The 10,149-nt window shown below is 68.3% G+C and carries 10 protein-coding genes; 1 reads left to right on the forward strand and 9 read right to left on the reverse strand.

The window, feature by feature from the left end; all coding sequences use genetic code 11:
* Window positions 1-453: 453 nt before the first annotated feature.
* Window positions 454-1,443 carry a branched-chain amino acid transaminase gene (locus VFK57_10915; GenBank protein HET7696210.1) on the reverse strand — a complete coding sequence of 330 codons (990 nt, stop codon included), beginning with the start codon at window positions 1,441-1,443 and terminating at the stop codon, window positions 454-456.
* Window positions 1,444-1,512: 69 nt separating this feature from the next.
* A complete protein-coding gene (locus VFK57_10920; GenBank protein HET7696211.1) occupies window positions 1,513-2,508 on the reverse strand; it encodes a serine/threonine-protein kinase in 996 nt (331 codons plus the stop codon).
* A 56-nt stretch (window positions 2,509-2,564) separates the two neighbouring features.
* Between VFK57_10920 and VFK57_10925 the strand changes: the two genes are divergently transcribed.
* Entirely contained in the window at window positions 2,565-3,296 is a 732-nt protein-coding gene (locus VFK57_10925) for a 16S rRNA (uracil(1498)-N(3))-methyltransferase (GenBank protein ID HET7696212.1), read from the forward strand.
* On the opposite strand, the gene VFK57_10930 is transcribed toward VFK57_10925, so the two are convergent.
* Genes VFK57_10930 through VFK57_10960 form a run of 7 tightly spaced genes read right to left on the reverse strand, consistent with a single transcriptional unit; the run spans window position 3,253 to window position 10,012 of the window.
* Window positions 3,253-4,116, reverse strand: coding sequence for a 50S ribosomal protein L11 methyltransferase (locus tag VFK57_10930; GenBank protein ID HET7696213.1), 864 nt, complete (start codon window positions 4,114-4,116; stop codon window positions 3,253-3,255). The two genes, VFK57_10925 and VFK57_10930, sit on opposite strands and share 44 nt — an antisense overlap.
* Window positions 4,109-5,245 carry a molecular chaperone DnaJ gene (gene dnaJ, locus VFK57_10935; protein ID HET7696214.1) on the reverse strand — a complete coding sequence of 379 codons (1,137 nt, stop codon included), beginning with the start codon at window positions 5,243-5,245 and terminating at the stop codon, window positions 4,109-4,111. Before dnaJ ends, VFK57_10930 begins: the two co-directional genes overlap by 8 nt.
* Window positions 5,242-5,775, reverse strand: a complete 534-nt coding sequence (gene grpE, locus VFK57_10940) for a nucleotide exchange factor GrpE (protein ID HET7696215.1) — start codon at window positions 5,773-5,775, stop codon at window positions 5,242-5,244. Before grpE ends, dnaJ begins: the two co-directional genes overlap by 4 nt.
* Window positions 5,768-6,808 carry a heat-inducible transcriptional repressor HrcA gene (gene hrcA / locus VFK57_10945; GenBank protein ID HET7696216.1) on the reverse strand — a complete coding sequence of 347 codons (1,041 nt, stop codon included), beginning with the start codon at window positions 6,806-6,808 and terminating at the stop codon, window positions 5,768-5,770. The genes grpE and hrcA overlap by 8 nt, the downstream gene beginning before the upstream one ends.
* 29 nt (window positions 6,809-6,837) lie before the next feature.
* Window positions 6,838-8,160, reverse strand: a complete 1,323-nt coding sequence (locus VFK57_10950) for a 5'-deoxyadenosine deaminase (protein HET7696217.1) — start codon at window positions 8,158-8,160, stop codon at window positions 6,838-6,840.
* Window positions 8,136-8,945: an XdhC/CoxI family protein gene (locus tag VFK57_10955; protein ID HET7696218.1), complete on the reverse strand. Its 810-nt coding sequence runs from the start codon at window positions 8,943-8,945 to the stop codon at window positions 8,136-8,138. Before VFK57_10955 ends, VFK57_10950 begins: the two co-directional genes overlap by 25 nt.
* An 8-nt stretch (window positions 8,946-8,953) precedes the next feature.
* Complete coding sequence (locus VFK57_10960) at window positions 8,954-10,012, reverse strand: peptidylprolyl isomerase (protein HET7696219.1); 1,059 nt, start codon at window positions 10,010-10,012, stop codon at window positions 8,954-8,956.
* Between the last annotated feature and the right edge of the window lie 137 nt (window positions 10,013-10,149).

Genomic DNA, 10,149 nt, shown 5'->3' on the forward strand with positions numbered 1-10,149 from the left:
ATCGTTCCGGTCCAGCCGCTTCTCTTCGGAGGCGACGACGAGCGTCCCGTTGACGCGCATCATCGGGTAGCTGCCGACCTTCAAATGCAGGTCGGACGCGCCGCTGGCCACGGCCGTCTGCAAGAGTTGATTGATATGCAATTGAGATCCCCGGACCGGCTGGGGTGTGGGTCCGGGAACGATTGTAACAGACGGGTTGCTCGACGAGACGTCGCTTCTTCGCGTCGGGGGGGGGGATCCGGGTTCTTCGGGTTCTCCGGGGGATCCGGGTTCTTCGGGTTCTCCGGGTTCTCCAGGTTCTCCGGGTTCAGGTTCTTCGGGTTCAGGTTCTCCGGGTTCTGGGGTGCTCGGCGCAACCGTGTGCACTCGTGCGAACCGCGAACCCGGAGAACCTTGAACCCGGAGAACCCGAACCCGGAGAACCTGGAGAACCCGAAGAACCCGAAGAACCCGTTAAAGCCCTGTTGCGGTTTTTGAGCCCGCCGCCGCGCCGACTGCCTGGCGCGGCTCCCCCTCGTACACGTACTCGAGCCAGCCGTGCTTGTCTTCGGCGCGCCCGTTGATGACGTCGAAAAACGCCTGCTGGACGGCTTCGGTGATGGGACCGCGGCGGCCGTTGCCGATCGCGATCTTGTCCACCGCCCTGATCGGCGTGATCTCGACGGCGGTGCCGGCGAAGAATGCTTCGTCGGCGATGTAGAGGAGCTCGCGCGGCAGCATCTCTTCCCGCACCACGAAGCCCAGGTCGCGCGCCAGCGTGATCACCGAGTCGCGCGTAATCCCCGGCAGGATCGACGCGGTCACCGGCGGGGTGTAGAGGACGTTGTTGCGGACGACGAACAGGTTCTGGCCGCTGCCTTCGCTGAGATAGCCGAACGTGTCGAGCGCGATCCCTTCGGTGTAGCCTTCCGCCACCGCTTCCATCTTGATCAGCGACGAGTTCGCGTAGTTCGCCGACGTCTTCGCCAGCGTCGGGAACGTGTTCGGCGCCGAGCGCGACCACGAGCTGACGCAGACGTCCACGCCGTTGGTGAGCGCGTCCTCGCCGAGATAGGTCCCCCAGTCCCACAGCATGATCGCGGTGTCGACCGGGCAGGGGAACGGATTGACTCCCAGCGTGTGATACCCGCGATAGACGAGCGGGCGGATGTAGCACGCCCTGAAGTCGTTGGCCTTGATGGTGTCCATCACCGCCTGGTGCAGCTCGGCGTAGGACTCCCGCGGTTCCATCCGGTAGATCTTCGCGGAATCGAACAGGCGGTTGAGGTGGGCGTCGAGGCGGAAGCATGCCGAGCCGCGCGGCGTGTCGTAGCAGCGCGCCCCTTCGAAGACCGCGCTGCCATAGTGAACGACGTGCGAGGCGATGTGAATCTTGGCGTCCGCCCAGTCGACGAGCGTGCCGTTCATCCAGATCTTGCCGGTTCCAGGAAAAGGTGCGGCCATCAATTACTCCAATACGAAGCCTAGCACATCGATTTCAGAGGCGGGCGTGCCAATGGCCGATGGCACTCATCATTGCTGCTCATTACAGAACGGACATCGATCGGTCCGCGCGTGCAGCGGTTTGCGGCAGTGCCAGCAGAATCGCGCCGCCGGCGCTTCGCGCGCGCGCAGCCGGCTCTGGATGCTCTGCACGTCGTCCCGCCGGTCGCGTCCGCTTCGGCCGCCCGCGGCGGTGCGCGCCACGGCCCCGGGCTGCGGCGTCCGGGTGGCGCTGCGCGCCGCCAGCACGTCGTGCATCAGATCCGTCGCGCGCTGGTACCGCGCGGTCGGATCCGGCGCCATCGCCTTCATGACGATGTCGCTGATGCCTTTCGGAATCGACGGATTCCGCAGTTTCGGCGGCGACACCAGCTCCCCCGACATCAGCTTGTCGAGATCCGCCGGCGCGGGGGTGTCGTAGGGCAGCTGCCCGGTGAGCATCTGGTACATCGTCACGCCGAGCGAGTAGATGTCGGACGCGAACACGGCCTTGCCGTGGAACTGCTCCGGCGCCATGTAGGGCGGGCTGCCGATCACCGTCGTGCCGTGCGCCGCGATCTCGAGAAAGCGCGACGTGCCGAAATCGGCCACCTTCAACATGTCGTGCTCGCCGACCAGCACGTTCGCCGGACGGAGATCGCGGTGGATCACCCCCTGCTTGTGCGCGTGATCGACGGCGTTGCAGATCTGGCAGGTGAAGTCGAGCGCGAGCGTGAGATCGAGCGCGCCGCGCGCGGCGATGATGTTCTCCAGCGTCTCGCCCGGGACGTATTCCATGACAATGAAGAAGACGCCGTCCTGCTTCTCGGCGGTGGTGATGGCGACGATGTTGGGATGGCTGACCGAGGCGAGCAGACGCGGCTCGCGCAGCAGCTCGCCGAAATCCAGGTTCTGCCGGTGCGGGACTTTGATGGCGACGCGCTTGTCGATCCAGGTGTCGTTGGCGAGGTAGACGGTGCCGAACCCGCCGCTGCCGAGCGGCGCGATGATCTTGTATTTACCGAGCTGCTGGCCCTTGAAGAGCAACGAAGGCGAGTATAGCGGATAACGCGCCGGCCGCCTCCGGATCGATAATCACTGCGATGCTGCCTCGCTTTCTGGCCGACACCATCGACGCGCGCTCCGGTACCGCGCAGCTCGGCGAGGACGAAGCCCGCCACCTCTCGCAGGTGCTTCGGCTCGGCATCGGCGACGAGGTCGCCGTCTTCGACGGCGCGGGACGCGAATTCCGCGCGCGCGTCGAGCGCGTCACGCGATCCGCGGCCGAGGTCCGCCTGATCGCCGAGGCCGACGCCGCACCGGAGCCGGCCGTGCGGCTCACGCTCGCGCAGGCGGCGCTCAAGGGAGAGAAGATGGACGACGTGGTGCGCGACGCCACCATGATGGGCGCGAGCGCGATCGAGCCGCTCGTCACCGCGAACGTCGCGGCGCACCTGAAGGCGGGACGCGCGCCGGAGCGGTGGCGCCGGATTGCGATCGCCTCCGCCAAGCAATGCCGCCGCGCGGTGGTGCCGCGGATCGGCGCGGGAATGGAATTCGACGCCTGGCTGGCGGACGATCGCTCGGCGCTCCGCCTGCTGCTGGTGGAGCCGGCAGGCGCCGTCGAGGCGCGCCGGCTGGCGGATCTCGCGAGGGCGCCGCCCGAATCGGTGTCGCTCCTCGTCGGCCCCGAAGGCGGGTGGAGCGCGGCCGAGGTCTCGTCCGCCGTCGCCGCGGGATGCGTTCCGCTGACGCTCGGCCGTCGCACGCTCCGCGCCGACGCCGTGCCGGTTATTGCGATCGGGGTGATTCAGTCGCTCTGGGGCGACCTCTAGCGAGCAGCACCGCGCCCCATTCGCCTTCGGCGAGCGACTGGACCACCGTGAGGCCGGCGAATGCCGACTGGACGAGCGTCAGATCGTCGGGCGCGAAGCCGCTGAGCAGCAGGCAGCCGTGCTCCGTCAGCAGCCCCCGCAGTTCGTCGGCGTAGCGGACCAGCACCGCCCCGGTCAGGTTGCCCAGCACCACGTCCGCCCGCTCGATGCGCAGCGAGGCGAGATCGTCCTGGATGATGTCGATCGCCGCGGCGGCGCCGTTGCGGGCGATGTTCTCCCGCGCGTTGTCCAGCGCATCGGGATCGTGGTCGATCGCGACCACATCGGCGGCGCCGAGCTTCCAGGCCGCCAGCGCCAGGACGCCGGAGCCGGTGCCGATGTCGAGCACGCGCGCGCCGCGGAGATCGAGCCGCTGCAACAGCAGCAGGCACAACCGCGTGGTCGCGTGATGGCCGGTGCCGAAGCCCGTGGACGGCTCGATCATGATCACCGGCCGGCCGCTGTCGCGCGGCACGTCCCAGGGGGGCGCCACCGTCAGTCCGCCGGCCGAGATCGCCTTCAGCCCTTCCTGCGATCGCCGGGCCCAGTCTTCATCCGCGACGCTGATCGCGGCGGTCCGGACGCCGGGCAGGGACGTCAGCGCGCTCCGCGCCGCGTCGCGCACCGCGGCGGCGCGAAAGAACACGCGCCAGACGTCGTTCAGCTCGTCGTCGTGAATGGCGGTGGGCTCGAAGTCGTCGAGCAGCGCGTAGAGGCGCTCGGCAAGCGCGGGGTCGTGCGGCGGCAGGAACGCGATTTCGAGCGCCGGGTACTCAGCCAAAGATGTCCTTCACCTTTTCGAAGAACGGCTTCTCGCCGCCGTCGCCCGCGGCGCCGTCGAGCCGCTCCTGCGGCATCGTCTTCGCGAGCTCCTCGAGCAGGTGTTTCTGTTCCTTGGTGAGCTTTTTGGGCACCGCGACGCGGGCGATGGCGTAGAGATCGCCGTGGCCCCGGCCGGAGACGTTCGGCATGCCCTTGCCGCGGAGCTTGAACCGCGCGCCCGCCTGCGTTCCCGCCGGCACGCGCAGCTCCTCCTCGCCGACCATCGTCGGCACGCGGACCTCGCCGCCGAGCGCGATCGTCGGAAACGGGATCGGCAGCTCGCAGTACAGGTCGTCGCCGTCGCGCTGGAAGAACTTGTGCTCCTGCACGTGCACGACCACGTAGAGGTCGCCGGGAGGGCCGCCGGCGCTGCCGTGCTCCCCCTCGCCGTAGAGACGCAGCCGCTGACCGGTGGCGATGCCGGCGGGAATCTTCGCGGTGATCTTGCGATCGCGCGAGACGCGGCCGTTGCCGCGGCACGCCTGGCAGGGGTTCCTGATCATCTTCCCGGTGCCGCGGCAGGTGGGGCAGGGACGCGCGACGGTGAGAAAGCCCTGCTGAAAACGCTGCTGGCCGGTGCCGCGGCAGTGGCTGCAGACTTCCGGCGACGTGCCGGCGGCCGCGCCCGTGCCGGTGCAGGTCTCGCAGGTTTCCTCGCGCGGGATCTGCAGCGTGGTCTCGGTGCCGGTGAACGACTCCTCGAACGAGATCTCGAGGTCGTAGCGCAGATCGGCGCCGCGCTGCGGGCCGCCGCGCCGCCGCCGGCCGCCGAACATGTCGCCGAAGCCGAACAGATCGCCGAGATTGCCGAAGATGTCCTCGAACCCGGCGAAGGCGCTCGGATCGAAGCCGCCGGCGCCCGCGCCGACGCCGGCGTGGCCGAACCGGTCGTAGGCGGCGCGCTTCTCCGGATCCGAGATCACGGCGTACGCTTCCGCGGCTTCCTTGAAGGCTTCTTCCGCCTTCTTGTCGCCGGGGTTGCGGTCCGGATGGTGCTTCAGCGCCAGTTTCCGGTAGGCGCTCTTGATCTGCTGGTCCGTTGCGTCGCGGCCGACGCCGAGGATTTCGTAATAGTCCCGCTTGCTCAACCCTTTGCCACCTTCACCATCGCGGGACGCAGCAAGCGGTCCCCGAGCATGTAACCTCGCGCGAACTCCTCGATCACTTCCCCTTCGCGGCGTCCCTCGGCGGGCTCGTACGCGACGGCGTTGTGGAAGTGCGGATCGAAGTCCTGGCCGAGCGCCTCGATCGGCGTGACGCCGCGCTTGCGCAGCGTCTCGAACATCTGCCGGTGAATCAGTTCGACGCCGCGCCGGATGCCGGACACGTCGCTGCCGGCGTCCGCCTTGAGCGCCCGCTCGAGGTCATCGAGCAGGGGCAGGAGATCCTTGATCAGATCCGCGGCCGCCGCTTCCGCGAGCTGCTGCCGCTCGCGATCCGTGCGCTTGCGATAGTTGTCGAACTCCGCGGTCTTGCGCAGCAGCCGATCGTAGTAGTCGTCCCGCTGGCGCGTCAGCTCCGCCGCATCCGCGGCTGGCGCGTCGGGCGCGTCTGCCGCCGCGGGGGCCGGGGTCTCGAGAGTGTCGTCCGCCATGATGTCCCGTCCGCCGTCAGCCATTGTCGAAAACCTTGTTGATCGTGCGCGACAAGCTCTCGACCACGTTGATCGCGCGCGAGTAGCGCATGCGGGTCGGTCCGATGATCCCGACCGCTCCCGTCCGTTTGCCTTCGGTGTAGGTCGACGTCACCACGCTGAAGTGCTGCAGATCGGGATCCTGATGCTCCGAGCCGATGAACACCGTCAGGCCGTTGCCGTCCATGCACGCGTCGATCAGCTTCACCAGACGGGACTTCTCTTCCATCATCCGTACCAGCGTCCGCATCGTCGTCAGCGTGGTCTCGCGGTCGTGGCCGACCGCCATCTCGAGCAGCAGGGCGGTGCCCTGGATGTAGACGGATGGCGCCCGCTCGAGCCCCTCGAACGTCGAGTTCGCCAGGCGCAGCGCGCGTGCCGACAACTGATCGTAGAGGGTGCGATCCTCGCTCAGCCGATCGACGATCGCCTGCCGCACGTCGCTGAGCGATTTTCCCTGGAACTCGGAGTTGAGGAAGTTCGCCGCCTCCTGCAGCACGACCGGCGTGAACGGTTCCTCGGGGTGGATCACCTTGTGCGAGATGTGGCCGCCGGTGGAGATCAGCACGACGAGCAGCCGTCCGGCGTCGAGCGGCACGAAGTCGATGTGCTCGAAGGCGGTCTCGGTCGCGGGCACCATCGCGAAGCCGACCTGGTGCGAGGCGCGCGAGATTTCCTGCGACGCGTGGGAGAGCACGTCTTCCACCGTGCCGGCGCGGCGCAGGCGCTCCTCGATCTCGGGGGCGAGCCGCGCCGAACGCCGTTCGGCGAGCAGTTGATCGACGTAGGCGCGATACCCGCGGTCCGTCGGCACGCGGCCGGCGGAGGTATGCGGCTGCTTCACGTACCCCAGCTCTTCCAGCCGGGCCATCACGTTCCGCAGCGTGGCGGAAGACACACCGAACCCGCGGCTGGCCAGCCACAGGGAGGAAATCGGTTCCCCATGGTCGATGTAGGCCTGTACCAGCGCGCCGAGAATCCGTCTATCTCGTTCCGGAAGCTCAGGATGACGGGTCATGTTAGCAGTCGCTGAATGCGATTGCTAAATTATACACCGAGCGCCGCCGCGGCCGAACGGGCGTCGACGGCGATCTCCGTAAGATCTTGATGGACAAGGGCGCCGTCCCTCGCGAGCACCTCGCCGTCGACGACGGTCAGGCGCACGTCGGAGCCGCGGGTCGCATAGACCAGGGTGGACCACGGGTCCGGGTCGGGCGCCTGATGGACGGCCCGGCGGCCGACGAGGATGAGGTCGGCGCGCTTGTCCGGCTCGATCGACCCGATCTCCGCGTCCATCGCCAGCGCCCGGGCCCCCTCGCGCGTCGCCATCCAGAGCGCGTCCCGTGCGGTCAGCGCGCCGGGCCCCCTCCGCACGGCCTGGAGGGTCGCGGCGAGCCGCATCTCCTCGAACATGTCGAGGCGGTTGTTGCAGGCCGCGCCATCCGCGCCGAGCGACACCGAGATGCCGCGTGCGCGCATTTCGGCGACCGGAGCCAGGCCGGATCCGAGCTTCAGGTTCGAGCTGGGGCAGTGCATCACCTTCACGCCGCGCTCGGCGAGCAGCGCCTGCTCGCTGTCGCTGACCCACACGCAGTGCGCGGTGCAGAGGTGCGGCGTCGCCAGACCCGTGTCGGCCAGGTACTCGAGATTGCTCATGCCGCCCGACAGCCGGCGCACCACTTCGATCTCGTCGCGGTTCTCCGACGCATGGGTGTGCACGATTACCCGGTGGCGGGCCGAGAGATCCGCGACCGCCTCGAGCAGCGCCCGCGAGCACGACACGGCGAAACGAGGCGCGAAGGCGGCGTGCAGCCGGCCGTTGGCCTGTCCGTCCCAGCGCTTGCGCAGCGCCACGCTCTCGTCGATCGACGCGCGCGTCTGTTCCTGCAGGCGTCTCGGGACCTCCTGGTCCGAATCCATCATGCACTTGCCGACCACGGCGCGCAGCCCCATCATCGCCAGCGTTTCGAACACGACGTCCGTGTCGTGCACCGTCTCCATCGTCAGGGCAGTGGTCGTGCCCGAGAGGAGCAGCTCCGCCGCCGCGAGGCGGGTCGACGCACGCAGGGTCCGGGGAGTGTGGGCCGCTTCCATCGGCCAGACGCGCTTGCGCAGCCATTCGAGCAGCGGCATGTCGTCGGCATAGCCGCGGAACAGCGTCTGGCACAGGTGCACGTGGGTCTGGACGAGGCCGGGCAGCAGGTAATCGCCGCCCGCGTCGATGACGGCGCCGTGCGGCCCGGGCGGCTCCGCGCCGACGCTGGCGATCCGGCCGCCGCGGATCGACACCGATCCCTGCACGATGTCGAGCGCATCGTTCATCGTGAGAATCGTGGCGTTGCGGATCAGGATCGAGCTTTTCTCTGCCACTTCAGCGAGGCCGCCGACACGTCCTTGCCGTGCCGGATCGCGATGAGCTCAGCGAGGATGCTGACGGCGATTTCGGCGGGGGTGATCGCGCCGAGGTCGAGGCCGATCGGCGCGTGCACGCGGGCGAGGCATTCGAGCGGCATGCCTTCGGCTTCGAGCGCGTCGAAGATCCGCGCGATCTTGGCGCGGCTGCCGATCAGGCCGACGTAGCGGAGGTCGCGTGCCGCCAGCGCGCGCAGCGCTTCGAAGTCGTGCGTATGGCCCCGGGTGACGACGACGGCATAGGCGGACGGCGGCAGGTCGGCGCGATGCAGCCAGGCGCCGATGTCGTCCACCTCGATCGTCTCCGCCGTGGGAAAGCGTTCGGCGTTGGCGAACTTCTCGCGATCGTCGATGACGTGAATGCGGAATCCGGCGTCGGCCGCCATCCGCGCGAGGTGCCAGCCGACGTGTCCGGCGCCGACGATGTAGAGCGCCGGGGCCGGCGCGATGGGATCGATGTAGACGTCCATCTGTCCGCCGCAGATCAGCCCGGATTCCTGGACGAAGTCGTCGTTCAAGTCGTACGACACGAGGAGCGGCCTGCCGCCGGCGATGGCCTCACGGGCGCGTCCGATGGCGTCGCTCTCGTAGCAGCCGCCGCCGATGGTGCCGACGATCCGTCCATCGGCGAAGACGAGCATCTTCGCGCCGGTGCGCTGCGGCGTCGACCCGTTGGAGCGGACGATCGTCACCAGCGCCGCGGGCTCGCCCCGCTCGAGCGCGGCCGCCGCCGCCGGAAGCACCAGTTCGTTCAGATCAGGACCTCGATCTTGGACTTCTTCTTCAGCCCCTCGATGAACGCGTCGGCGTGCTGCTGCTTCTTCTGGCCGGCGAGGTACTCCTTGATCTTTCCCTGCACCTCGTCGAACGGCACGGTGCGCCCGGCCTTGTGGTCGGTCTTCTTGATGATGTGGTAGCCGAACTGCGTCTGCACGACGTCGCTGACCTGGCCGGGCTTCATCTCGAAGGCGACTTTGTTGAAGGGCTCGACCATCTGGCCGCGGCCGAAGTAGTTGAGATCCCCGCCCTGCGCGGCGCTGCCGTCCTGCGAGTGCTCCTGCGCCAGCTTGGCGAAATCGCCGCCGGCGCGGACCTTCTTGAGCACCGAGTCGATCTCGGCGCGCGCCTTCTGTTTGGCCGCCGCGTCGGCCTTCTCGTCGACGCGGACCAGGATGTGGCTGGCGCGGACCTGCTCCTCTTCCTTGAACTTGTCCTGGTTCTTGTCGTAGAAGTCCTTCGCTTCCGCGTCGCTCGGGCCCGGCAGGGTGGCGACCTCGGCGTCCATCAGCTTGGTCACGCTGAGATCCACCTGCGCGTCCCGGCGCAGCCCCTCCGCGGTCATGCCGCGGTCCTTCAACGCCTTGTCGAACGCTTCCTGGTTCGGGAACTGCGCCCTGAGCTGCCCCATCTTTGCGTCGATCTCGGTGGCCTCGACTTTCACGCCGCGGTTCTTGCTCTCCTGCGACAGCAGCGTGTAGGTGATCAGCTGGTCGAGGGCGCCGCGCAGGATCTCGTCGCGGCGATCGGGCGGAATCGGCTGCCCGGCGCGCGCCTCGATCGTCTTGAGCATCCGCTCGAAGTCTTCCTTCTTGACCGGCTCGCCGTTGACGCGGGCAAGGACGTCCGGCAGCGTCGCCGGAACGGGCTTGGGAGGGGCGGGCGGCTGTGCCGCCGCGGGCTGGCCGGCCGCGGGCGGCGTGCCCGAGCCCTGCGTGGCGGCGCTCGCCGTCGCGTCGGACCCAGGCGCCTTCCGGCACCCGCTCACGGAAACCATCACGACCACCGCGCAGAGCAAAGCCTTCGATTTCACTAACACCTCAGGAGTTGGAGTTGAGTAAAGAATTGTAACACTTGCACTTCCGCCTGCCGGCGGACCAGCTGGAAGAAGAACTAGAAGTAGTGCTCGTGACAGATTTCGAGCGGTTCGGTGCCGGGCAGGAACGCCTC

The organism is Vicinamibacterales bacterium (assembly GCA_035699745.1).
In the GTDB taxonomy this organism is placed as follows: Bacteria; Acidobacteriota; Vicinamibacteria; order Vicinamibacterales; family 2-12-FULL-66-21; genus JAICSD01.